Genomic DNA, 23815 nt, shown 5'->3' with positions numbered 1-23815 from the left:
CTTCACTCTGCCCGATGCCACGCGGCGATCGCGCGTTCGAGCTCCGGATCGGGCTTGTCCGGGAGCTTGATCAGCAGCTTGACGTAGGCATCCCCCGCGGTCCTGTCCGACCGCGGGACGCCCTTGCCCTTGAGGCGAAGCACCGTGCCGGATGTGCTCCATTTCGGAATTGTCAGGGTCACGGGCCCAAAGGGGGCCGATACGGCGATCCGCCCGCCGAGCACCGCCGCGTGCAGCGGAACGCCCTGTTCGAAATGGATGTCGTCGCCCTGGCGCCGGAAGACCGGGTGCGGGCGGACGCCGATCGCGATCAACGCATCGCCCGGCGGCGCGCCGTTCCGCCCCGGTTCGCCCTTGCCGCGCAGGCGCAGGGTCTGTCCCTCGCTTGTCCCGGCCGGGATGCGGACATCGAGCGTCGCGCCGTCCGGCAGGGTCACCGCGCGGGTGGTGCCGTTGACCGCATCGAGGAAATCGAGGTCGAGATGGTAGCGGGTATCGGCGCCCCGCCGCCGGACATCTGCCCGATTCCGGCGTCCAAAGATCTCCGAGAGGAGGTCGTCGGTATCGAAATCCGCAAAGCCTGCGTCGCTCTCATAGGCATGACCCGCGGATGGCTCCGAGACGTCGCGATAGTAGCGATGTCGGGGCCGCTCGACGCCGGAGATGTCGATCTCACCGCGATTGAACCGCGCGCGCTTCTCCGGATCGCTCAACAGGTCATAGGCCCGTGACACGTTCTTGAACTGCTCTTCCGCCTCCGTATTGCCCGGGTTCAGGTCCGGATGCAGTTTGCGCGCGAGCTTGCGGTAGGCTTTCTGGATCTGCTCCGGGGAGGCATCGCGCTCCACGCCCAGAATCGCATAGGGATCGTCGCTCAACGCTTCCTCCCTGCCGCCCTCGGTGGCGAGGCCCGCACCCGTTGCGGACGCCGTCTTAGGGATTGGCCTTGTCGTGATCGTCCCGGGCCATGGCGCGACGGGTCACGGTGACCCGGGCGGGGCGCAGGAGCCGATCGTGGAGGACGTAGCCATCCTCCATGACGTCGTGGACGGTCCCGGGCGGGGTCGCCGGATCATCGACCTCCATCATGGCCTCATGCCGCAACGGGTCGAACGGAGCACCACGGGCATCGACCCGTTGCACGCCGACGCCCTCAAGGGCCGCCATCAGCAGGCGCTCCGTGGCGCGAACCCCGTCGATGAGCGACGCGCCCTGCGACTCCGGCTGGTCTGACGCGACGATGGCCCGGCGCAGGTTGTCCAGAACCGGCAGAAGCGCGCGGGCGAGGCCCGTCACGGCGAAGCGCCGCTCATCCGCCAAGTCGCGCGTCGCCCGACGCCGTGTGTTGTCGGCCTCGGCCAGGGCCCGTAGGACGCGGTCCTGAAGGGCGGCGTTCTCGGCCTGCAGGGCCGTGGTCGCGTCCGCGCCCGGCTGAGGGGCCGCGCCGGCCTCCGGCGGCGGGGACTGGCCAGCGGGGGCGGGCGGAGCGCTCGCTGCATCCATAGGCGTCTCGGCCATATCAGGCCTCCTGTCGGCACGGGGGGATGTCAGGCCGCCTGAGCCAGGCTCGCGCCCTTGACCGAGAGCTGGCCGTTGAGGACCGAGACCGGGACCGGCTCGCCGTCCTTGATCGCACCCGTCAGGAGCATCCTGGCCAGCGGGTTCTGCAGATGGCGCTGGATCACGCGCTTCAGGGGTCGCGCACCGTAGACCGGATCGTAACCGGCATTCGCGAGCCAGTCCTTGGCCGCCGCCTCGACCTGCAGGACGATCTTCCGTTCGGCCAGCCGCCGTTCGAGGCCTTCGAGCTGGATGTCGACGATCCGGCGCATATCGCTGCGGCCCAGGCGGTTGAACAGGATGATCTCGTCGAGCCGGTTCAGGAATTCCGGCCGGAACGCGCGGCGCACGACCTCCATGACCTGCTCGCGCGCCGCCTCGGCCGGCTGGCCCTCCATCAGGGCGGCCAGGAACTCGGCGCCGAGGTTCGACGTCAAGACGATGATCGTGTTGCGGAAGTCGACCGTGTGGCCCTGCCCGTCCGTCAGCCGGCCGTCATCGAGCACCTGCAGCAGGATATTGAACACGTCCGGGTGCGCCTTCTCGACCTCGTCGAACAGGATCACCTGATAGGGGCGACGCCGGACCGCCTCCGTCAGGACGCCGCCCTCCTCGTAGCCGACATAGCCGGGCGGCGCGCCGACGAGCCGTGAGACCGCGTGCTTCTCCATGAATTCGGACATGTCGACCCGCAGCATCGCCCGGTCGTCGTCGAAGAGGAATTCGGCCACCGCCTTGCACAACTCGGTCTTGCCGACGCCGGTCGGCCCGAGGAACAGGAAGGAGCCGATCGGCCGGTTCGGGTCCTGCAGGTCCGCACGGGCCCGCCGGACCGCGTCGGACACGGCCACGACCGCCGGTTCCTGGCCGACCACGCGCTGGCTCAGCTTGTCGTCCATCGCCATCAGCTTGTCGCGCTCGCCTTCGAGCATCCGCGTGACCGGAATGCCCGTCCAGCGCGCGACGACGGAGGCGATGTCCTCGGCCGTGACTTCCTGCTTGATCAACCGGCCTTGGCTCGCCTGCATCGCGTCCGCGAGCCGTTGCTCCAATTGCGGGATCACGGCGTAGAGCAGTTCGCCCGCGCGGGTCAGGTCGCCCCGCCGCTCCACCTGCTCGAGTTCGATCTTGGCCTGCTCGGCGCGCTCCTTCAGCTGCTTCATCTCGCCGAGCTTCGCCTTCTCGGCCTGCCATTGAGCGGTCAGCTCGGCCTGCTTCGTCTCCAAGGTGCCGAGTTCATCCTCGACCTTGGTCAGGCGCTCCCGTGCGCCCGAATCCGTCTCCTTCTTAAGGGCCTCCCGCTCGATCTTGAGCTGGATCACGCGGCGGTCGATCTCGTCGAGTTCCCGGGGCTTCGACTCCGCGGCGATCCGGAGCCGGCTCGCGGCCTCGTCGACGAGGTCGATCGCCTTATCGGGCAGGAACCGGTCCGCGATGTAGCGGTGGGACAGCGTGGCGGCCGCGACGATCGCGCTGTCGGTGATCCGCACACCGTGATGGAGCTCGTACTTCTCCTTCAGACCGCGCAGGATCGAGATCGTCTCCTCGACGGAGGGCTCGCCCACGAACACGGGCTGGAAGCGGCGGGCGAGCGCGGCATCCTTCTCGATGTTCTTGCGATACTCATCCAGGGTGGTGGCACCGATGCAGTGCAATTCGCCCCGGGCCAGGGCCGGCTTCAGCATGTTGGAGGCATCCATCGCCCCCTCGGCCTTTCCGGCGCCGACGAGGGTGTGCAATTCGTCGATGAACAGGATGACGTCGCCCGAGGCCGAGACTTCCTGAAGAACGGCCTTCAACCGTTCCTCAAACTCGCCCCGGTACTTCGCGCCGGCCAAGAGCGAACCGAGATCGAGGGACAGGAGACGGCGATCCTTCAGGGTGTCGGGCACGTCGCCGTTGACCATGCGCTGGGCGAGCCCTTCGACGATCGCGGTCTTGCCGACGCCCGGCTCGCCGATCAGCACGGGATTGTTCTTCGTCCGGCGCGAGAGAACCTCGACGGTGCGCCGGATCTCCCCGTCGCGTCCGATCACCGGATCGAGCTTGCCCTGGCGGGCATCCTCGGTGAAATCGCGCGTGTATTTCCGCAGGGCCTCGTAGCCTTCCTCGGCCGACGCGCTGTCGGCCCGGCGCCCCTTCCGCAGTTCGGCGATAGCGCCCTTGAGCGATTCCGGCGTCACGCCCGCCTCCCGGAGGAGCGCGCCCGGACCGTCCAGGGTCTCGGCCAGGGCGAGCAGCAGGTATTCGACCGTGACGAAGCTGTCCCCGGCCGCCCGCGCCCGCTCCTCGGCCTGGTCGAACAGGCGCGCGGTTTCGGGTGCCATGAAGATCTGGCCGGCACCGGAGCCCTCGACGCTCGGAAGCTTGGCCAAATCGCGGTCCAGATCCGACGCGAGCACCTCGGGGCGGCCGCCCGCGGACCGGATCAACGCCTTCGCCAAGCCGTCCGCGTCGTCGAGCAGCGCCTTGAGGAGGTGGAGCGGCGTGAGCCGCTGATGGCCCTTGCGCTGGGCCAGGCTCTGGGCGGCCTGGATCGCGCCCTTGAGATGATCGGTGTACGTGTCGATCTGCATCGCTCACCTCGGATGATGGACGCTGACGGCGCGGCGGATGCCGGCTCGGCGTGCGCCGAACCGGCGACGCGGAGCTGGGCCGGCCCTAATGCGCGCCCTGGTCCTTCCGGCCGTGCTCCTCGAATTCCGCGTCGACGACCTCGCTCTGCGGGCCGCTCCCGCCGCCGCCTACACCGGCCTCGGATCCTTCGGGCGGCGCGGTCATGACCTGGGCCAGCCGCTGCGCCAGCTGCGACAGGCGCTCCGTCGCCTGCTTGATGCGGTCGACGACCTCGCCGCCAATCGCCTCGCGCAAAGCCGTGATCGCTTGTTGCAACTCGCTCTTCAGGTCGCTCGGAACCCGCTCGCCCGCCTCCTGCTGGCTGCGCTCCGCGGTGTAGATCGCGGCATCGGCTTGGTTGCGGGCGTCGGCCAGTTCCCGGCGCCGCCTGTCCTCCTCCGCGTGGGCCTCGGCTTCCCGCACCATGCGCTGGATCTCGCTCTGATCCAGCCCGCCCGAGGCCTGGATGCGGATCTGCTGTTCCTTGCCGCTGGCTTTGTCCTTGGCCGTCACGTTGACGATGCCGTTGGCGTCGATGTCGAAGGTCACCTCGATCTGCGGCGTGCCGCGGGGCGCCGGCGGGATGCCGACGAGGTCGAACTGGCCGAGCATCTTGTTGTCGGCCGCCATCTCGCGCTCGCCCTGGAAGACCCGGACCGTGACGGCGCTCTGGTTGTCCTCGGCCGTCGAGAAGGTCTGGCTGCGCTTGGTCGGAATGGTGGTGTTGCGCTCGATCAGCTTGGTCATCACGCCGCCGAGCGTCTCGAGGCCGAGGGACAGCGGGGTCACGTCGAGAAGCAGCACGTCCTTGACGTCGCCCTGGAGCACGCCGGCCTGGATCGCAGCACCGATGGCCACGACCTCGTCGGGATTGACGCCCCGATGGGGCTCGCGCCCGAACAGGGTCTGGACCACCTCCTGCACCTTCGGCATCCGCGTCTGGCCGCCGACGAGGACGACCTCCGCGATGTCGGACGGTTGCAGCCCGGCATCCTTCAGCGCGGCCTCGCACGGCCCGATCGTGCGCTTGATCAGGTCGTCGACCAGGGCTTCGAGCTTGGCGCGGGAGAGCTTGATATTCAGATGCTTCGGCCCGGCCTGATCGGCCGTAATGAAGGGCAGGTTGACCTCGGTCTGGGTCGCCGAGGACAGCTCGATCTTGGCCTTTTCGGCGGCATCCTTCAGACGCTGGAGGGCGAGCTTGTCCTTGGTCAGGTCGATGCCCTGCTCCTTCTTGAACTCGGCCGTCAGGTACTCGACGATCCGGTTGTCGAAGTCCTCGCCGCCCAGGAAGGTGTCGCCGTTGGTGGATTTCACCTCGAAGACGCCGTCGCCGATCTCCAGGATCGACACGTCGAAGGTGCCACCGCCGAGGTCGTAGACCGCGACGCGGCCGTTGCCCTTCTTGTCGAGGCCGTAGGCGAGCGCGGCGGCCGTCGGCTCGTTGATGATGCGCATCACCTCAAGGCCGGCGATCTTGCCGGCATCCTTAGTGGCCTGACGCTGGGCGTCGTTGAAGTAGGCCGGAACCGTGATGACGGCCTGCGTCACGGACTGACCGAGCTTCAGCTCGGCGGTCTCCCGCATGCGCTGCAGAATATAGGCGGAGATCTGGCTCGGGCTGTACGTCTTGCCCTTGATCTCGACCCAGGCGTCACCGTTCTGCCCGGATACGATCTTATAGGGCACCATCCCGATATCTTTCTTGGTGATCGGGTCGTCGTAACGTCGCCCGATCAGCCGCTTGATGGCGAAAACGGTGTTTTCCGGATTCGTGATCATCTGCCGCTTGGCCGGCTGCCCGACCAGAACTTCGCCGGATTCCGTGAAGGCCACCACCGACGGGGTCGTGCGACCGCCCTCGGCGTTCTCAATGACATTGGCCTTGCTGCCGTCCATCACGGCGACGCAGGAGTTCGTCGTGCCGAGATCAATGCCGATCGCCTTTGCCATGGAAAGACTCCTTCCTGTGCGCGCCTTGCAGACCGATCGAGATCGCGGCCGGGTCGATGTGCGTCGCGGGCTGCGTGGGGCTGACTGCCCACACCACGCGCTACGGCCTGGACAGCACCGATTGAATGGCAGCCGCCAGATGCTGGTAGTCGAACGGACCATCGTGCCGATGGCCGTTGATGAAGAAGGTCGGCGTTCCGTTGACGCCACTCCGAACGCCGCTCAGAAAGTCTTGCGCGACCTTCGGGGCATAGGTCCTCGCCTCGAGGGCAACCTCGAAATCGCGCACCGACAGGCCGAGCGCCCGGACTGCGCCCACGAGGAAGGGCAGGCTCAACTGATCCTGATGCGCGTAGATCGCATCGTGCATGTCCCAGAACCGGCCCTGCGCCCCCGCGAACTCGGCGGTCTCCGCAGCCGGCTCCGCGAACGGGTGGATCTCGGTGAGCGGGAAATGGCGGAACACGTAGGTGAGGTCGTCGCCGAAGTGCCGGCCGAGCCGCAGGACCTCGACATGCGCGGCGCGGCAATAGGGACATTCGTAGTCGCCGTACTCGACGAGCACCACCCGCCCCGCGGCGGCACCCCGGGCATGGTCAGCCGCGGACACCGGCACTCTGAGTTCGGCCATCGCTTTTCTCCTGGGTCTCGAGTCGATCCAGCGCATCGAGGATGCCGTCTGCACCGGGATTGACGGCGATCGGGGAGCGGTAGCTCCAGAAGATGAGTCCCTCGCGATCCACCACGAACAGCGCGCGCTCGCAGAAGCCGTCGGCGTCGCGGTAGGCGCCGTATTGGCGGGCGACGGCGCCCTTCGGCTCGAAGTCCGCGAGCAGGGGGAAATGAAGATGGCGCGTCTCGGCGAAGGCCTGATGGCACCAGGCACTATCGACCGAGATTCCGACGACTTCGGCGTCGTGCCTCCGAAATATCGGCAGCACCTGATTGTAGACCGCCATCTGATCTCCGCAGACCGGGCTCCAATCCGCGGGATAGAACGCCAGAACGGCGGGCCGTCCGCGCAGATCGCCGAGCGAGAGAGTCTGGTCCGGAGTAACGTGGAGCGTGAAATCGGGCGCCGTAACTCCCGGTGCTAAGACGTGTCCCATCCTGAATCTCCCGGCCAGCCTGCGGGGCAACCAGGGCGCATATGACGACGCGGCGGGGCGTCTCGGCACTGACGCGCATCAGTTCCGGTGGCGGATATCGGGCCGCTCCTCCGCGCATCCGCGCCGGTCCCCGGCGCGCGATCTCCGCGTCGGCCTCGCCGCGCGGTGCCCGCCGATTGTGAGGTCGCCGCCGAGTCGCAGGATGAACCGACGGATCCGGGACAATCCCTAGGTGCCCTCCGAATTGTGAGACCTGCAACGATGCGCGATCTCGAGATCTCGAGATCTCGAGATCTCGCGAGCGGGGAGCATCATGCTGCAGTATGGTCACGCCGTGCCTGCTCCCGGCCCGCATGTTCAATGGCCGCCCGCTCTGGCCCAGGCCACTGGCGATCTCACGCTGGCGCGCACCATCCCCCTCGGACGGGCCGAGCATTTCTCGCCCGGCGCGACCCTCTATGCCGAAGGCGATGTCGCAGATGCTGTATACTGGGTGGTTTCCGGGATAATCCGCACAGTCAACATCGGTCGCGACGGAAATCGGGTCGTGCGCGGCTTCTATCTATCCGGGGATTTCTTCGGGTTGGAGCGAACCCCGTTACATGCCTCTTCGGCCGAGGCGGTCAGCGAGACGCGGGCCGTGCGTTGTTCCCGCTCTCGGCTGGACACGCTTGCGATATCGGACGCGCAGGTCGCGAACGAACTCTTGTCATGGCTGCTGCGGATGATCGAACGCGCCCAGGATCTCTCGGCGCTCGGCCGCGCCAGCGCCGCTCAGAAGCTCGCGTATTTCCTGATCGACCTCATGGACAGGGTTTCGGCCGGTCGATCGATCGCATTGCCGATGTCGCGCAACGACATCGGCGATTATATCGGCCTCTCGAGCGAGACCGTCAGCCGGGCGTTCACCACGCTGCGCCTCGACGGGCTGATCGCCACGCGCGGACGCTACGTCACCCTCCTCGATCCGGTCGCCCTCAAGCGCTTGAACGGCAACCTGATGCGCGATGCGAGCTAGCACGCGGCGCCGAAGCGGAGACTGCTTCTGCGAAAACGGGCGTCTTGAAAAACTCAGATCCGCTCCCGATTGCATCGCGTACGGGACACGACGATCGTGCGGCGGACCGGCCTGGCAGGTCCGACGAGAGCCCTTTCCCGTGCGGGAGAGGGGGCTCGCGCCGCGTTCGGTGAAGCTGGCGTCCCTGCTGTGGATCGCGTTGCACCGCGATCGGGCACGGCTCTAAGCTGTCAACTGCGGTAACACTTCGAGGCCGATCTCTTCGAGCACGTCGTCCGCGCTGCGGGCGCCGTACTTCAGATTCAGGATCACGTGGTGGACGCCGATCGCGCGGAGCGCGACCAGGAAACCGAGCAGGGCCTTGCGACCGCTGCGGAACCCGAGGTGAATGGGTTGCGGCGGGTGGTCCGGATCGCTGTGCAGATCGACGTAGAGGGATTGGGCGAAGGGCTTGAACCGACCTGGCGCCACCGCTGCGGTGGTGGCCCGCCACTGGGCCGCGAGGTCGGCTTGGCGCTCGAGGGAGCGCGGGTAGGTGATCCAGCCGTCCGCATGTTCGGCGATCCACTCCGGACTCTGCCGGCTCGATCCGGTGACGAGGATCGGCAGCCGCCCGATCGGCTTCGGCACGAGGTCGACGGTGCCGAGCATCTCACCGAAGCGCGAGCGCAGGGTGGGGAACGACTCCTCGAGAACCTGGCGGATGACGACGAGGCTCTCGCGGAACAAGACGTCGCGCGCATCCGAGGGAACGCCGAAGGCCGGGAATTCGATCGGCCGATCACCCGAAGCCACCCCCATGACGAAACGGCCCCCCGACAACCGGTCCACGGAGGCGGCGGCCTTGGCGGTATGGAGCGGGTGGCGCAGGGGCAGGACGATCGACCCCGTCGCCAGGGCGATCGCGCGCGTCTGCGCGGCGATCCAACCGAGCCAGACCCACGGGTCGTAGATCTGCCCGAGGTCTCCGAAGTTCGGATCCCGCAGGGGCACGTCGCGGGTCCAGAGCGCCGCGTATCCGAGTTCCTCTGCCCGGACGGCCAGGCGCTCCTGATCGCGCATGGTCGGCTGGTCGCGCTGGAAGGCCTCTATGGGGAAGAAGACGCCGACCGTTAGGCGGCCCGGGGCGAACATGCGCCGGAATCCGGGCGTGACGCTCGGGTCTGCTGTGCCTTGAACGTGAAGCATCGGACGATCCCGGCGTTCGGCGGCCCCCGCGTCGGGGTCAGCAACCACGTTCCGGGGTCCCGGGCCCTGACGCATATCAGCCGGATCCAGGCACCGGATCGAACGCCGAGCGGAGCGGGCGTTCGGTATTACTGCCCGACGCGGCGGCGATACGCGCTGGGCAATACGCCGTAGGCGGCTTTGAACCGGCGGCCGAAATGGGTCATGTCCGAGAAGCCCCAGCCATAGGCGATCTCGCTGACCGTCCGGCCGCGTTGCCTGGGATCTTCCAGGGCCTGCCGACAGCGCGCGAGGCGCCGCGCTTGGATAAGCTGCACGATCGACGTGTTCTCATCCGCCAGCACTGCATTGGCGTATCGCACGCTGACCCCGGCCGCGCTGGCGACCGAGCTGGCGTCGAGGGTCCGGTCGGCCAAGTGCGCTTCGACCACGGCCCGCAGTTCCACGCGGACAAGGGAGCGGGACCGCGACGTGCGCACCCTGTCCTGAGCCATCGTCCGCCCGACGGCCAGGGTGATCAGGTCGAGCAGGTGCGGTTCGAGAAGAGATTCGGCGGCCGAACTCAAATCGCCCGTGTGATGCGGCAGCATCGCGAGGCTGGCCGACAGCAGGCTGTTCTCGGCCGTGCTCGGCGTGATCGCCCGGGCCGTCATCTCCCGCGTCTTCCCGAGGCGCGCTTCCATGAGTTGCCGTGGAACCTTCAGGACAAGGATGTCCGAAGCTTCGGAAAACCGTCCCTCGTAGGGCAAGGCCGGGTCGATCAGGGTGATGTCCCCCGCCCCCAGCACGACGTGGCGGCCATCCTGCTCGAGGGCGATCCGCCCACCGAATTGCCGACAGATGAGCAGCTCGTCGGCGTTGCCGTGCGCGATGTGACGGCGGGTGTGGGTGACCGACATGTCCGAGTTCTGAAACGAGACAAGTCCGATGGCGCCGACCGTACCGGCGCGCAGCCGAGCCCGAAACGTATCGCGGCATCCCGGGATGGATTCGTGATCAACGACATCCTTCCGGGCCGCATCGTGCCAGAAATCGAAACGGTCCCGCGGGTGGACGTTCTCCGTCGAGAATACGGTCTTCACATGGACCTCGCATGTCCGAATAGCCGACGAAGAAGGCCGAACAGGCCGATTCGGAGCCGCACGGGCATGATCTATTGGCCCTCGGTGGGTCGAAGGCAACCGGCGGCACCAGATCCGGCCTAAACAGATCGTCTGACATGATACGGTTTCAACGCAGGCGGCCGGCCCGACTTCCGGGGCACGGCATGGCGATGCGCGTCGACTTCAGCGACGCCCACGCCGCGTTACTGCGCGCGTTCGGCGCCGGAGTTGCGCGGACGGCATCGTCCCCCGACAGAACCCAGTCTCGGGGGCGGCGCGGGATGAGGGCAGGGATCGCCTTTGACTGGCGACGCCCTCACCGATTATCAAGGATGATTATTCTTACTCATAATACTTACGCTTATGTCTCGACCACCGCAATATTTGGCCAGCGATATCGATCTTGAAAATCTCTGGCCCCGGATATTCGATCAGCGATCACTCTCGGCACATCGTCCGGGCGATGGCGAGCCGCACCTTCCTGATCGAACGAATCAATATCGGCAGTGGACCGGTTCGAATCGCACCACGTCGAGCACGAATAGCTTCCTCATCGGACAGCCTTTGAGGTGATAAGACATCGCAAATCTCGAGATTAAGACGAGTGCTCGACGTTTCGATACTGAGTGATGCGCGGCATCCGCGGCCGAAAGTTCTTCATCACTTCGCAGCCTGGCTATCACCGACAACCTGATTGAGTGGACTGGACCTATGACGCACATTGATGCGCGGCGCTCCGCCAATGCGCTGGATTTAGCCGGCGATATTGTTTCAGCTTATGTCGCCAATAATTCCTTGACCATGTCCGAGCTTCCGAAGCTCATTGCGGGTGTTCATGCGGCGTTGAGCGATCTCGCGAACGGAGCGACCACGGACACATCGGTCGAAGCCCACAAGGCGACACCGGCGCAGATCCGCAGGTCGGTCACGCCGGATGCGCTAATCAGCTTCCTCGACGGCAAAGCCTACAAGACGCTGAAGCGACATCTGGCCGGCCACGGGCTCAACCCGCGCAGTTACCGGGAGCGCTACGGCTTGCCGGCCGACTACCCGATGGTCGCCCCAAGCTACGCCGAGCAGCGCTCCCAGATCGCCAAGGCGATCGGCCTCGGCCAGCCGATCAACGCGGAAGCGATCCGCGCGGCGGCCGGCGCGTCGCACCCACAGCCGGACCGCGCGAACCGCCGCGGCCGGCGCAGATCGGCAGACCGGTAACATCATCGTCATGCCGTCGCGCATGCGAGATGGGCAAGCTCGACGGGCCAGAAGCCGGAATTCCCATCCGGGTCCGCGCAGCGGCGACCCTGTCGCTCCCGTTTGAAGAAGTCCAACGCGCGCGTTCCTCAACCCGTGCGCTGACAGCGTGTTTTTCAGGCTCAGCGCGGCCGGACATCGGGGCGAGCGGACCTGAGTGGATTCAACATGTATCCGGTTCATCCCAACGAGGTCGGGCGTCTCGAGGCTCTGCGCGACCTCGACGTATTCGACTCGCCCCCCGAGCCGCGGTTCGACGCCCTCTGCCGGACGGCGCAGGCGCTGTTCGGAGTCCCGATCGCCCTCGTCAGCCTCGTCGGCGAGACCGAGCAGCGCTTCAAGGGTCAATGTGGCCTGGCTTTGAGCGGCTCGCCGCGGGCCGTATCCTTCTGCACTTACGCCATCCTGTCCGACGGGGTGATGGTGGTCGAGGACGCGACACGCGATGCGCGGTTCGCCGTGAATCCACTGGTCACGGGCGAACCGCAGATCCGCTTCTATGCCGGCGCGCCGCTCGTGCTCGCCCCGGGCCTCCATCTCGGCTCCCTGTGCGTCATCGACCGGGTGCCGCGCACCTTCACGGTCGAGCAGCAGAGCCAGCTTCGGAATCTGGCGGAGATCGCCGTCACCCTGCTGCGCATGGGCCGGGCCGAGCGCGAGGCTCGCGAGAGCGCGGCCCTGTACCGGCTGCTGGCCGACAACGCCACCGATGTGATCGTCCGCTGCGACCGCGACGGCAGGCGCCGCTACGTATCGCCGGCGGCGAAGCGACTGCTCGGCTTCGAGCCGGAGGAACTCCTCGGCACGAAGCCGATCGACTTCGTCCATCCGCACGACGCCGCAGCCTTCGCGCACCTGCTCCATCAGGTGGGGTGCGGACAGATCGAACAGGCGGTCAGCCAGCAGCGGTACCGCCGCAAGGACGGCTCGTGGGTCTGGGTCGAGGTCTCGTTCAACCGGACCTACGACCCGGCGCTGGGGGCGCCGGACGGCTACGTCGCCGTCATCCGCGACATCGCCCTGCGCAAGGAAGCCGAGCGGCAGATGGCCCATATGGCGCGTCAGGATCCGCTCACGGGCCTGCCGAACCGGCTCCACTTCCGCGAGCAGCTTGCGTGTGCGATCGCGCGGACACAGCGGGGCGGCGACGGCTTCGCGCTGTTCTGCCTCGATCTGGATCGGTTCAAGCCGGTCAACGATACCCTGGGGCATCAGGCCGGCGACAGCCTGCTGTGCGCGGTCGCGCAGCGGCTGAAGGGGGTCCTGCGCGCCGAGGATCTGGTGGCGCGCCTGGGAGGCGACGAGTTCGTCATCATCCAGACCGGGCAGGGCAACGTCGCGGAATCGGTCGCGCTGGCCGTGTGCCTGCTGGCGGCGATCGCGGCGCCGGTCGATCTCGACGGCTATCCGGCGAGCATCGGCCTCAGCATCGGGATCGCCCGCGCGCCGGACGACGGACTCGACGCCGACCGCCTGTTCTCGCGCGCAGACCAGGCGCTCTACCGCGCCAAGGCCGCCCATCGCGGCGGCTATCACCTGTACGGGTCCGAGGCGGCCGGACCTGCCAGCGCCGATCAGGGGCAGGCACTGGGTCCAACGACGGATCGCGCGCGCCCGGCCCGGTCCGGGCCCGGGCTGCTCGGCGCCCTCTTCAGCGGACTGCTCGCGAGCAGCACCGACTGCGTGACGCTCGTCGATCCGGGGGGCCATCTCCTGTTCATGAGCGCCGGCAACAGGACCGTGATGGAGATCGCGGACATCGAGCCGCTGCTCGGACGATCCTGGCTCGACTTCTGGCACGGGGCGGATCGCGAAGCGGCTCGGAACGCCCTCGCGACCGTGAGGGCCGGGGACGGCGCCAGCTTCCGCGGCTTCTGCCCGACGCCCTCGGGGCAGCCGAAATGGTGGGCGGTCAACCTCAGCCCGCTTCCGGGCGACCGATCCGGCCCGGCGCGCATTCTGGCCGTGTCCCGGGACATCACAGCCCAGGTCGCGCTGGAGGCCGATCTGCAAACGACGGCGCGGCGCTATCAGGCGCTGATCGAGGCCACGGGCGCCATGGTCTGGCGCGCGGACGCGGCCGGCGGCCTCGTCGAGATCAGCGGCTGGGCGGCCTACACGGGACAGGACCCGGACGCCTCTCTCGGGCTCGGCTGGCTGGAGGCCGTGCATCCGGACGATCAGGAGGCGGTCACCGCGACATGGCATGCCACCAGGGCCACCGCGCAGGCCGGCATGGCCACGTACCGGGTCCGCCATGGGCAGGACCGGTATCGCTGGGTCCTGGGCCGGACCGTCCCGTTGAAGGACGAGGCCGGTCAGGTCCGGGAATGGGTCGGCACGATCACCGACATCCACGAGCGGCATGAGGCCGCCGAGACCATCCGGGTCCAGGAGGAGCGGTACCGCTTGGCCGTGCGCGCCACGCAGGACGGCATCTGGGACTGGGATGTGGCGTCGGACGATGTGTCCTGGATCAAGTCGACCGGCGAAGTGCTCACCTACACGGATGACGCGAGCAAGCCGTCGCGGTCGCGTTGGGGGGCTCGGATCCATCCCGAGGATCGTGCGCGCGTGCTCACCGGCTTTGCCGCCGCCGTCGAAGGCACGGATGATCGGTGGCAGGCCGCGTACCGCTACCGCGGGGACGACGGGGTCTACACGGAGGTGATCGACCAAGCCTTCGTCGTCCGCGATGCCGGAGGGCGGCCTATCCGGATGGTCGGTGCGGTCCGCGATATGACCGAGCAGCGGCAGGCCTTGTCCGCGCTCCGCGCCAGCGAGGAGCGGCTGCGTCTGGCCCTGCGTGCCGGTCGGATGGTGGCGTGGGAGCACAACCTCACGACGGGGCGCAGCACCCGATCCGAGAACGCCCCGCAGATCCTCGGTCTGCCCGCCCCGTGGCAATCGGAGTTCCTCGATCTCGTACACCCGGACGACCGGGCGCCCATGGCGGATTTCATCCGATCGGGCGAGGCGCGCGCGGAGCACGAGTTCCGGTACGTCTCACCTGCCGGCCGCCTCCAATGGCTGTGTTCGTCGGTCGAGCGGGTCGATGCGGATCGGATCGTGGGGATCACCTTCGACGTCACGGAACGCAAGCTCGCGCAGGAGAAGCTGTGGCGGACCGCCAACCTCGACGCCCTCACGGGTCTGCCGAACCGGCAATTGTTCCGCGGGCGGATCGAGGCGGCCTTCTCGGAGGCGGAGCGGGACGGGACCTGCGTGAGCCTGCTACTGATCGACCTCGATCGTCTCAGGGCCCTGAACGACACCCTCGGCCACGACGTCGGCGATGCCGTGATCTGCGCGGTCGCCGATCGCCTGCGGGACGGCCTGCGCCCCTGCGATACGCTCGCGCGGCTGACGGGCGACGAGTTCGCCCTCATTCTCGTCGAGCCGCTGCTCTTGTCCCACGCCGTTCAGCACGCGGAAACGCTGATCGAGCGCCTGCGGCAGCCCTTGCGGATCCGGGACCATACGCTGACCTGCCAAGCCAGCGTCGGCGTGGCGGCCTACCCGGATCACCACGCCGATTGGCGCGAGCTTCTCAAGGACGCCGACCTCGCGCTGACCCAGGCCAAGCTGCGGGGCCGCGACCGTGTCGTCGCGTTCTCGCCCTCGATGCGCGTGGACGCCCTGCGCCGGCTACGGATCGCCGCCGAGGTTCGCGCCGCCCTCGCGGCCGGGCAGATTGTGCCGTACTACCAGCCGAAGGTCTGCATCACGACCGGCCGGATCGTCGGCTTCGAGGCGCTGGCTCGCTGGCGCCACCCCGAGAGGGGTCTGCTGACACCGGGCTATTTCGGTTCGGCCTTCGAGGATCCGGAGCTGTCCACCGCGATTGGCGACACCATTCTCGAAACGGCGGCGGCCGACATGCGGTCCTGGAACGAGCAGGACCTCCCCTTCGGGCGCGTCGCAGTGAACTTCGCGTCGGCCGAGTTCCGCAAGCCCGATCTGGCCGGCCTGATCCTCGATATCCTGAACCGCTTCGGGATCCCCGCACCACAATTCGAGGTCGAGATCACCGAGACGGTCTTCCTCGGACACGGCGCGGAGACCCTTCCCGCGACCCTCGCACGCCTGCACGAACGCGGCATCAGCATCGCGCTCGACGATTTCGGGACAGGCTTCGGCTCGCTCACGCACCTGAAGCAGTTCCCGGTCAATCACATCAAGGTGGACCGGAGCTTCGTGCGCGATCTGGACCAGGACGCGGACAGCGCGGCGATCGTGGCGGCCGTGATCGGCCTCGGCCGGAACCTCGGAATGACGGTCACAGCGGAAGGTGTGGAGACGGTGGGGCAGGCGCAGCACCTCGCGGCCATGGGGTGTGACTACGCGCAGGGCTACCTCTATGCCGAGCCGATGGCGGGGGCGCGCGTGCCGTGGCTGCTGAACACGTGGCAGCCCGACGCGTTCGTTGGTGAGCATCTCTCGGCACGCTCGGCACAAGGGCTTGGCCATTCTGCCGAAATCAATTTTCTTGTCTGTTCTAGAGACTGCTGAGACGCCTGCGCGGCTGTCCGCTGTTGCCGACGGGGTGACTCAGCTGCTGCGGTCATCTTGGATGCATGGCCAAGAGTTCGCTTTTAGGCGCTATGCCCATCTCGCCTTCCGCCCTACACAACGTTCGACCTCTTGCACCACACGTCCGCTTCAGAGTGGGGCGCTTACCGGGCCGCTCCATCGAGCGGCGGATAGCCCCCAACCTGTCGCCGAGATGCCGGTGCGCCTAGCGCGGCAGCACCTTCGCCACGTGCAGGCTTTGAATGGCGCTCACGAGGGCCGCAACGCTATCAAAGCTCTTTCCGACCCCGCTCCCGATCTTGCCCAGATCGGAGACGCGATCGAAGTCACTCTGGAACACGAAGTCGCTGATGCTCCATTTGGTCGCCCACTCGTGGGAAATGTCACGCCGAACTCTGCTCGGCGATTGGTCGCTTCCAGTTGAGCATCTTGCCGGCCATGTAAAGTGGCCAAGCGCATCGGAACCGAGAAGCCGGGGGGCAGCTCCCGCGGCGCGGCAAGTATTTCTCAAGGCGTCGACTCGAATCAACTTAGGCACCAGCGGTTGTCGGTGTGGCGATGGCAAACGTCCCGACCGGGAGTTCCTATGGCTGAAGCCCAGGAGCAGACCCTCAGATTGCAGGTCGCCAATGCCCGCCCCCAGGATGCGGGGCGGGGCATCGGCCGTATCGTCTCAGCGGCGACCGTGTCTGCCCGAGCATTGTACAGGGGCACCGCTCCCGCGATGGGCGATCGAGATCGCGGTCGAGTCCGGCCCCCGCGCGCGGGGCGCCCTGTCCGTGATGCCGCGCGGACTCGTCTGCCTCTTAACGGTCGACCACCGCGGCAATGGCCGGCGATACGAGGCGGAAGTCTGTCGGCGATATGGGTGGATGGGGACGCAGGATCGGCTTGCGCGAGGGGCCGATATTCCCGGCCGTGCTCGCCGGCGCTCTTCGGCTGATACCGCGTTGGCGAGTGATAAGGGGACGACTGATGACCCCTGACCTGAAGCATCTGTACGAGGCAGCAAACAAGGCTGGATCGCTCGAATGGCACGTCGCAGTTTTGCCCGACGACCGCACAGTGATCATACGTGCGATCCTTCTGGCTCTGAGAGCCCGTCCGATAACGTCCGGCAGGGGTTGAGTGGCCGGAATGGCGGTGATTCCAGAAGGGTGCTGAAGCCTCATCTGGACGTGCCATGTGGACCCCGACCACTCGCCGGCAGCATAACCGTGCGCGCCTTCGATACGAAACCGACCTGACGGATACGGAATGGGCGGTGATCGCGCCCATGATGCCAGAGCCCGCCTCGCGTGGTCGTCCGCCTGTCTGGACGATGCGGGAGGTCCTGAACGCGATCTTCTACGTGCTGCGCGGCGGCATCGCATGGCGGTTGATCCCAAAGGATCTCCCTCCGCGCAGCACGACGTTCGGCTACTTCAGCCGCTGGCGGGACGAGGGATTGTTCGGGCGGATCAACCACGCCCTGGTCATGGCCGACCGGGAGCGGGCCGGTCGCGAGGCCTCGCCGACGGCGGCCGTGCTCGACAGCCAGAGCGTGAAGACCACCGAGAGCGGCGGCCCGCGCGGCTACGACGCTGGAAAGAAGGTCAAGGGCCGCAAGCGTCAGGCCCTGGTCGACACGGACGGGCGCGCCCTCGTGCTCGATCCGCAGACCGCCGACATTCAGGATCGCGATGGGGCTGGACCGGTGCTGCGCCTGTCGCGGCGGACCTTCCCGTTCATCGTCAGAGCTTTCGCCGATGCAGGCTATGCCGGCGACAGACCCGCGACCGCCACCGTCATCACCATCGACATCGTGCGCAAACCGAAGGATCAGGTCGGCTTCGCCGTGCATCCACGCCGATGGGTGGTGGAACGCTTCTTCGGATGGATCAGCCGCAACCGACGCCTCTGGAAGGACCCGGAAGCGACCCTCGCCTCGGCCCAGGCCTTCCTCTCCGCCGCCGCCGTCATGATCCTCGTCCGAAGGCTCGGGCGAGCATCATGACTTATCGGACGGACTCTGAGAGAGCCGTCCTATGATATGATCCGCGCGGCCGACGACACCGGGATGGTCGGCGGCGATGGTCAGAGGGTCAGAGGCGATTTCGAGAGGGAGCTCGCCGCGATGATCGATTACATTCTCACCGAGCCCACTATGGCGTGACGCTTCGGCGCGCAAGGCAATTACGGTGCAGGTCACCGGAAGGACAGTATTCGGCGCCGGCACCTGCCGTGTGCTTGCCCAGGCCTTCGCGCTAAAGGCCGAGGCCTTCCCAACCGCGAAGCGGGATCTGCGATTGTCGGACGAATGCGTCCGGCTCGTGCGGCACGGCCCACGGGCCGGAGCGGGCGATCCAGATCGGCATCGGTCCGATCACGGCGGGGCCCGTCGCGCGCGATTGCGGCATGAGCATATTTGAGGACTGGGTCAGCCTCGGTGCTCGTCGCCGGGACCGTCAGCCTCCGAAGTTCGTCCAAGCCGGCCACCGGTTGGGGCCGCGAACAATCGCTCATCCGTCTGACGCGGATCAGTGTGCGAGGTCCATCGCGGAAGCAGAACTTCGATTGCAGAGACTGTCGGCGGCCATGATCCCGGTTTCGGTCGCGCGCCGTGTCCAACATCGTTTCCAGGGAGTGGTCTCATGAACCTCTATCGCCACGTTCGACCGGGCGCAACTTGGCGGGATGCCCTGGTGCACAACGGTCTGCACCACGCGTCTCGGCCTCAGCGTTCGGGTCATGCCGCCGGGGCGCGCCATCGCGTCATCGCGACGCTCGTGGCGGCGGCCATGTGCGCGGGCGGTGTCGCGACGGTCGGGGTGGCCGTGCCGGCCTTCTCTCAGGTCGTCCGCCTCCTCAGCGTGGACGTGAAGGAAGTGGCGAAAGGCTGGCGCACGACGAAACTGCACGGTAGCGCTGTCGTCAATGACAAGAATGAGAAAATCGGCAGCATCGACGATATCATCATCGGAAAAGATAAGGTTCTATTCGCCGTCATACAGGTGGGAGGATTCCTCGGGCTCGGCGGTCACCTGATTGCAACCCCGTTCGAGCGGCTGCAACTCGATGACGAGAAAGGAAAGATCGTGCTGCCTGGTGCCAGTAAGGACGAGCTGAGTAAATTGCCGGAGTTTCACTACCTCACGTGACGGCAGCCTGGCGCGACGCGTGATCGACCGGTCCCGCCAGGTGCCCTCAACACAAACAAGGCCGGCGCCGACAGTCTGAACGACGGCTCGATCGCGGTGCGGGCGCGCCGAGCCCTCGCGCCACGCAGCGCAATGCTCGACCGAACGTCACCGCGACGCAGAAACAGCCGAACCGGACTATTGAGGAGGCTTACGATGAAACTCCGACCGCTGCACGATCGGGTCGTCGTCAGGCGCACCGGTGCCGAGGAGAAGACCAAGGGAGGCATCATCATTCCCGATACGGCGAAGGAAAAGCCCCAGGAGGGTGAAGTCGTCGCCGTCGGTCTGGGTGTACGTGACGACAACGGGAACATGGTCGGCCTCGACGTCAAGGCCGGCGACCGCGTGATCTTCGGGAAATGGTCCGGGACCGAACTGGTCGTCGATGGCGAGGATGTCTTGGTCATGAAGGAGTCCGACATCATCGGCGTCATTGTCGATTAGATCGCGCCTTCCGCACAACCAAGATTGAAAATCTGGCTTATGGAGCGGAATCATGGCTGCCAAGGAAGTCAAGTTCTCCGTCACAGCGCGCGCGCTGATGCTGCGCGGCGTCGACATCCTCGCCGACGCGGTGAAGGTGACGCTGGGCCCGAAGGGCCGCAACGTCGTGATCGAGAAGAGCTTCGGCGCCCCGCGCATCACCAAGGACGGTGTGACGGTCGCCAAGGAGATCGAGCTCGCCGACAGGTTCGAGAACATGGGCGCCCAGATGGTGCGCGAAGTGGCCTCGAAGACCAACGACATCGCCGGTGACGGCACCACCACCGCGACCATTCTGGCCCAGGCCATCGTCCGCGAGGGCGCCAAGTACGTCGCCGCCGGCATGAATCCGATGGATTTGAAGCGCGGCATCGACCTCGCGACGACGGCGGTTATCAGGGAATTGGAGAAGAACGCCCGCAAGATCACCAGGAACGATGAGATCGCTCAGATCGGCACGGTCTCGGCCAACGGCGATCCGGAGATCGGCCGTATGCTCGCCGACGCCATGCAGAGGGTCGGCAACGAGGGCGTCATCACCGTCGAGGAGGCCCGCACCGCCGAGACCGAGCTCTATGTCGTCGAGGGCATGCAGTTCGACCGCGGCTATATTTCGCCCTACTTCGTCACGAACCCGGAGAAGATGGTCGCCGAGCTCGAGGATCCCTACATCCTCATCCACGAGAAGAAGCTGTCCTCGCTCCAGGCCATGCTGCCGGTGCTCGAGGCCGTGGTCCAGACCGGCAAGCCGCTCCTGATCATCGCCGAGGACATCGAGGGCGAGGCGCTCGCCACGCTGGTGGTGAACAAGCTGCGCGGCGGCCTGAAGGTCGCGGCCGTGAAGGCGCCGGGCTTCGGTGACCGCCGCAAGGCGATGCTCGAGGACATCGCGATCCTGACCAAGGGCCAGACCATCTCCGAGGATCTCGGCATCAAGCTCGAGAACGTGACGCTCCCGATGCTCGGCCGCGCCAAGCGCGTGCGGATCGAGAAGGAGACCACCACGATCATCGACGGCGCCGGCGAGAAGGCCGACATCGAGGGCCGGATCAGCCAGATCAAGGCGCAGATCGAGGAGACGACCTCGGACTACGACCGCGAGAAGCTGCAGGAACGTCTGGCCAAGCTCGCGGGCGGCGTCGCGGTGATCCGCGTCGGCGGTTTGACCGAGATCGAGGTCAAGGAGAAGAAGGATCGGGTCGAGGACGCGCTGCACGCCACCCGCGCGGCGGTCGAGGAAGGCATCGTCCCCGGTGGCGGCGTCGCGCTGCTCCGGGCAAAGGAGGCGGCCCGCGGCCTGACGAGCGAGAACAGCGAGGTGCAATCCGGCATCAAGATCGTCCTCAAGGCCCTCGAGGCTCCAATTCGTCAGATCGCCGACAACGCTGGCGTCGAAGGATCCCTCGTGGTCGGAAAGGTCATGGAAAGTAACTCGCCGACATTCGGCTTCGACGCTCAGACCGAGCGTTACGTTGACATGATCGAGGTCGGGATCGTCGATCCCGTGAAGGTGGTGCGCACCGCCCTGCAGGACGCGGCCTCGGTCGCCGGCCTGCTCGTCACCACGGAGGCAATGATCGCCGAAACGCCCAAGAAGGACCCACCGCCGCCCATGCCGGGTGGAGGCATGGGTGGTGGATTGGGGGGCATGGATTTCTGAGCCGCCGTGACACGCCGTTTCCGACGTGATTGCCGATGCTCGCGGATCATGGGCCCAGCAGTGAGAGTAAAACACAGATTTCGCGAAGCGCTATGAGTATCGGGGCCCGGACAGACCGAGTGACGGCCGAGTCCGGCGGATCCGGAAGCGGTGCAATTCCCAAAACGCCGCTACAGATTATGGACAGGTCATGCTGCGGCAACGGTCCGAGATTCCCAGTGATGCTCCGTTCACGCTGATCGACGAGGCGCCTTCGCCAGCACGGATCGAAGCGTTCAGCGATGGGGTTTTCGCGATCATCATCACGCTCCTAGTCCTGGACATCCGCGTGCCGCGGGAAGCCGAGCGGCACGGAGAGGAACTGACGGCGTTGTTGCTGCGGCAGTGGCCCGTCTATGCCGCCTACGTCCTCAGCTTCCTGCAGGTCGGCGTGGTGTGGGCCAACCATCACACCATGTTCCATTATCTGCGCCATAGCGACCATGTGCTGCTGTTCACGAACCTGATCTTGCTGCTCTGCGTCGCCATTCTTCCGTTCACGACCGCGCTCATGGCGGAATACGCGCGTACCGACACGAACGACCTTCGCGTCGCAGCGCTGCTCTACAGCGCCGCACTCTGTCTGGCGGGGACGATGTTCAGCTTCATGTGGCAGCATGCCCAGCGCGCTAAACTGGTGAAAGCAAACGTAGACGCGAATCGTCTCTACGCGCTGACTTGGCATTGGCGGCTCGTGCCGCTCCTGTACGGCCTCGCCTTCGTTCTGGCCTTCGTAACCCCCTATCTCAGCGTCAGCATCTATATCCTGTTGCTGATCTACTACGCCCTGCCGGGCCCCACGATGGTGCGCTGGACGACCAGGCAGCGAGAGGCCTGGGTCGCAACTCGGGCTTCGGGCGGTCGACGGCGCTAACCCCGCAGCCGCACAGGTGGCCCAGGAGCACAGTCGGCCTGAGGTCGCGCGGCCATTCCTCCCGGTTACGGGAGCGGCTCCTCCGAGGTGCCAGCCGAGGTGCCAACGATGGGCTCGGACTGCGCGACGGTCCGTTGCAGGTCCTCTGAGCCTACCGTGAGAGGATTGCCTGCAGTTCCCAAATAGATGCTGGGCCCGACACGGATTGACACCTTGAATGCCCTCGAAGCGGCGGAACAGCGCGTCCGGGTTGACGGCATTCTCTGCGGTACGGGGGGGTGTGCCCCGCATGTCTGACACCGCATCGCCGCGTTGCGCGCTGACGCGCAGGTCGTGAACGAATATCTGCCAGCCTTGCCGGTGTAGCCGGACGCTACCGCCGGCCTTATGGGGCCGGGATCGTCGGCGCGCGGCCGATCCTGAAGTCAGACTGATCCGCGTCAGGGCCGAGACGGGAAGCACCCGCTAATCGATGGTCTTCCGCCCGCTCGACCGAGGAAGCAAGCCGGGCGGTATCCTGCCAAGCTTAGGGAGGATCCATATTATGTCTCGCGAACCCGTCGCCTTCCAGCGGTCGGGCGGTTCGATCAAGCGCGGCGTGCCGAGCCCGCTGTTGCCGCCGTTTCTCGCCCTCTACCACGACATGAACCGCCTGCTCGAGGTTATGCCGGGCGCGGGCGCTGGAACCGCAGGTGCGGCCGACCAGCTCGACGCCAAGATCCTCGTCCCGGACATCACCATGACCGAGACGGAGCGTGACGTGCGCATCACCGCAGAGGTGCCCGGCGCTCGTGAGGCGGATGTCGAGGTGATGCTCGATGACGACACCGTGATCATCCGCGCCGTGAAAGAGATCGAGCACGCGGAGGATCGGCAGAGTTTTCAGGTGCGTGAGCGCCTCTTCGGCACGTTCCAGCGTGCGCTTGCACTGCCGTTCCGTGTCGATCCTGAGCAGGCCGAGGCTCGTGTCGCGAACGGGGTGCTCACGATCACGCTCCCGAAGAGCGGGGCTCAGCGGCGCACGCGCCGCGTGCAGGTTCGTGGCGCCAGCGCCGACCACGCCCCGGCAGGCTCCCCCAGCCAGAGCGGCGTCGCATCGGACCAGCAGGACAAAGCGCCCGACCAGACCATGCCGCACTGATGGACCGGATCACAGGCCGGTCCATCTCACACACTCCAGACGACGAGGACGCACATGGCTGGTGGAAGCCCTCAACCCTCAGGAGTCGGCCGGATCTCGCTC

The 23815-nt window shown here is 66.7% G+C and carries 19 protein-coding genes; 10 read left to right on the top strand and 9 right to left on the bottom strand.

From position 1 onward, the window contains the following. Positions 1-2 precede the first annotated feature (2 nt). The 6 genes from Y590_RS00650 to Y590_RS00625 form a co-directional block, all read right to left on the bottom strand. Positions 3-878, bottom strand: a complete 876-nt coding sequence (locus Y590_RS00650; RefSeq protein WP_060768204.1) for a DnaJ C-terminal domain-containing protein — start codon at positions 876-878, stop codon at positions 3-5. Between the two features lie 55 nt (positions 879-933). Continuing rightward, positions 934-1518 carry a nucleotide exchange factor GrpE gene (locus Y590_RS00645; RefSeq protein ID WP_286161830.1) on the bottom strand — a complete coding sequence of 195 codons (585 nt, stop codon included), beginning with the start codon at positions 1516-1518 and terminating at the stop codon, positions 934-936. A 29-nt stretch (positions 1519-1547) separates the two neighbouring features. Continuing rightward, positions 1548-4136: an ATP-dependent chaperone ClpB gene (gene clpB, locus Y590_RS00640; protein ID WP_060768203.1), complete on the bottom strand. Its 2589-nt coding sequence runs from the start codon at positions 4134-4136 to the stop codon at positions 1548-1550. An 85-nt stretch (positions 4137-4221) separates the two neighbouring features. Next, positions 4222-6129 carry a molecular chaperone DnaK gene (dnaK, locus tag Y590_RS00635; RefSeq protein ID WP_060768202.1) on the bottom strand — a complete coding sequence of 636 codons (1908 nt, stop codon included), beginning with the start codon at positions 6127-6129 and terminating at the stop codon, positions 4222-4224. Positions 6130-6229: 100 nt separating this feature from the next. Then, complete coding sequence (locus Y590_RS00630) at positions 6230-6760, bottom strand: DsbA family protein (protein ID WP_060768201.1); 531 nt, start codon at positions 6758-6760, stop codon at positions 6230-6232. After that, positions 6726-7238 (bottom strand): redoxin domain-containing protein, encoded by a 513-nt coding sequence (locus tag Y590_RS00625; RefSeq protein ID WP_060768200.1) that lies wholly within the window; start codon positions 7236-7238, stop codon positions 6726-6728. The genes Y590_RS00630 and Y590_RS00625 overlap by 35 nt, the downstream gene beginning before the upstream one ends. Before the next feature lie 313 nt (positions 7239-7551). Here Y590_RS00625 and Y590_RS00620 point away from each other — a divergent pair, with 313 nt between their 5' ends. Beyond that, positions 7552-8256, top strand: a complete 705-nt coding sequence (locus tag Y590_RS00620; protein ID WP_060768199.1) for a helix-turn-helix domain-containing protein — start codon at positions 7552-7554, stop codon at positions 8254-8256. Positions 8257-8478: 222 nt separating this feature from the next. Here Y590_RS00620 and Y590_RS00615 read toward each other — a convergent pair whose 3' ends face one another. Both Y590_RS00615 and Y590_RS00610 read right to left on the bottom strand, forming a co-directional pair. Next, a complete protein-coding gene (locus Y590_RS00615; protein ID WP_201026759.1) occupies positions 8479-9390 on the bottom strand; it encodes an LLM class oxidoreductase in 912 nt (303 codons plus the stop codon). A 182-nt stretch (positions 9391-9572) separates the two neighbouring features. After that, on the bottom strand, positions 9573-10526 hold the full coding sequence (locus Y590_RS00610) for an AraC-like ligand-binding domain-containing protein (protein ID WP_060768197.1): 954 nt from the start codon (positions 10524-10526) through the stop codon (positions 9573-9575). Positions 10527-11258: 732 nt separating this feature from the next. On the opposite strand from Y590_RS00610, the gene Y590_RS00605 reads away from it, so the two are divergent. Continuing rightward, positions 11259-11762, top strand: a complete 504-nt coding sequence (locus tag Y590_RS00605; protein ID WP_060768196.1) for a Ros/MucR family transcriptional regulator — start codon at positions 11259-11261, stop codon at positions 11760-11762. A 207-nt stretch (positions 11763-11969) separates the two neighbouring features. Further along, positions 11970-16313, top strand: coding sequence for a diguanylate cyclase domain-containing protein (locus Y590_RS00600; RefSeq protein ID WP_083530714.1), 4344 nt, complete (start codon positions 11970-11972; stop codon positions 16311-16313). Between the two features lie 226 nt (positions 16314-16539). Here the strand turns inward: Y590_RS00600 and Y590_RS27155 are convergent, their stop codons facing one another. Beyond that, complete coding sequence (locus Y590_RS27155) at positions 16540-16674, bottom strand: hypothetical protein (RefSeq protein WP_286161829.1); 135 nt, start codon at positions 16672-16674, stop codon at positions 16540-16542. Between the two features lie 843 nt (positions 16675-17517). Between Y590_RS27155 and Y590_RS00595 the strand changes: the two genes are divergently transcribed. From Y590_RS00595 to Y590_RS00570, 7 genes are all read left to right on the top strand, one after another. After that, entirely contained in the window at positions 17518-18330 is an 813-nt protein-coding gene (locus Y590_RS00595) for an IS5 family transposase (RefSeq protein WP_060768195.1), read from the top strand. A 36-nt stretch (positions 18331-18366) separates the two neighbouring features. Beyond that, positions 18367-18489 (top strand): hypothetical protein, encoded by a 123-nt coding sequence (locus Y590_RS27150; RefSeq protein ID WP_286161828.1) that lies wholly within the window; start codon positions 18367-18369, stop codon positions 18487-18489. A gap of 478 nt (positions 18490-18967) precedes the next feature. After that, entirely contained in the window at positions 18968-19474 is a 507-nt protein-coding gene (locus Y590_RS00590) for a PRC-barrel domain-containing protein (RefSeq protein WP_245517672.1), read from the top strand. A gap of 195 nt (positions 19475-19669) precedes the next feature. Then, positions 19670-19960: a co-chaperone GroES gene (locus Y590_RS00585; RefSeq protein ID WP_060768194.1), complete on the top strand. Its 291-nt coding sequence runs from the start codon at positions 19670-19672 to the stop codon at positions 19958-19960. A gap of 52 nt (positions 19961-20012) precedes the next feature. After that, positions 20013-21659 (top strand): chaperonin GroEL, encoded by a 1647-nt coding sequence (gene groL / locus Y590_RS00580; protein ID WP_060768193.1) that lies wholly within the window; start codon positions 20013-20015, stop codon positions 21657-21659. 190 nt (positions 21660-21849) lie between these two features. After that, positions 21850-22572: a TMEM175 family protein gene (locus tag Y590_RS00575; RefSeq protein ID WP_060768192.1), complete on the top strand. Its 723-nt coding sequence runs from the start codon at positions 21850-21852 to the stop codon at positions 22570-22572. A 472-nt stretch (positions 22573-23044) separates the two neighbouring features. Continuing rightward, entirely contained in the window at positions 23045-23713 is a 669-nt protein-coding gene (locus Y590_RS00570) for an Hsp20/alpha crystallin family protein (protein ID WP_083530713.1), read from the top strand. The last annotated feature ends 102 nt before the right edge of the window (positions 23714-23815 follow it).

Origin of the sequence: Methylobacterium sp. AMS5 (assembly GCF_001542815.1) — a bacterium.
GTDB lineage: Bacteria > Pseudomonadota > Alphaproteobacteria > Rhizobiales > Beijerinckiaceae > Methylobacterium.
This window is presented reverse-complemented; position numbering and strand designations above follow the sequence as displayed.

Coding starts and splice junctions, on each gene's coding strand:
- Y590_RS00645 (WP_286161830.1), bottom strand. CDS start 1,518: ATGGCCGAGACGCCTATGGATGCAGCGAGCGCTCCGCCCGCCCCCGCT.
- clpB (WP_060768203.1), bottom strand. CDS start 4,136: ATGCAGATCGACACGTACACCGATCATCTCAAGGGCGCGATCCAGGCC.
- dnaK (WP_060768202.1), bottom strand. CDS start 6,129: ATGGCAAAGGCGATCGGCATTGATCTCGGCACGACGAACTCCTGCGTC.
- Y590_RS00630 (WP_060768201.1), bottom strand. CDS start 6,760: ATGGCCGAACTCAGAGTGCCGGTGTCCGCGGCTGACCATGCCCGGGGT.
- Y590_RS00625 (WP_060768200.1), bottom strand. CDS start 7,238: ATGGGACACGTCTTAGCACCGGGAGTTACGGCGCCCGATTTCACGCTC.
- Y590_RS00620 (WP_060768199.1), top strand. CDS start 7,552: ATGCTGCAGTATGGTCACGCCGTGCCTGCTCCCGGCCCGCATGTTCAA.
- Y590_RS00615 (WP_201026759.1), bottom strand. CDS start 9,390: ATGTTCGCCCCGGGCCGCCTAACGGTCGGCGTCTTCTTCCCCATAGAG.
- Y590_RS00605 (WP_060768196.1), top strand. CDS start 11,259: ATGACGCACATTGATGCGCGGCGCTCCGCCAATGCGCTGGATTTAGCC.
- Y590_RS00600 (WP_083530714.1), top strand. CDS start 11,970: ATGTATCCGGTTCATCCCAACGAGGTCGGGCGTCTCGAGGCTCTGCGC.
- Y590_RS00595 (WP_060768195.1), top strand. CDS start 17,518: ATGTGGACCCCGACCACTCGCCGGCAGCATAACCGTGCGCGCCTTCGA.
- Y590_RS27150 (WP_286161828.1), top strand. CDS start 18,367: ATGATCCGCGCGGCCGACGACACCGGGATGGTCGGCGGCGATGGTCAG.
- Y590_RS00590 (WP_245517672.1), top strand. CDS start 18,968: ATGAACCTCTATCGCCACGTTCGACCGGGCGCAACTTGGCGGGATGCC.
- Y590_RS00585 (WP_060768194.1), top strand. CDS start 19,670: ATGAAACTCCGACCGCTGCACGATCGGGTCGTCGTCAGGCGCACCGGT.
- groL (WP_060768193.1), top strand. CDS start 20,013: ATGGCTGCCAAGGAAGTCAAGTTCTCCGTCACAGCGCGCGCGCTGATG.
- Y590_RS00575 (WP_060768192.1), top strand. CDS start 21,850: ATGCTGCGGCAACGGTCCGAGATTCCCAGTGATGCTCCGTTCACGCTG.
- Y590_RS00570 (WP_083530713.1), top strand. CDS start 23,045: ATGGTCTTCCGCCCGCTCGACCGAGGAAGCAAGCCGGGCGGTATCCTG.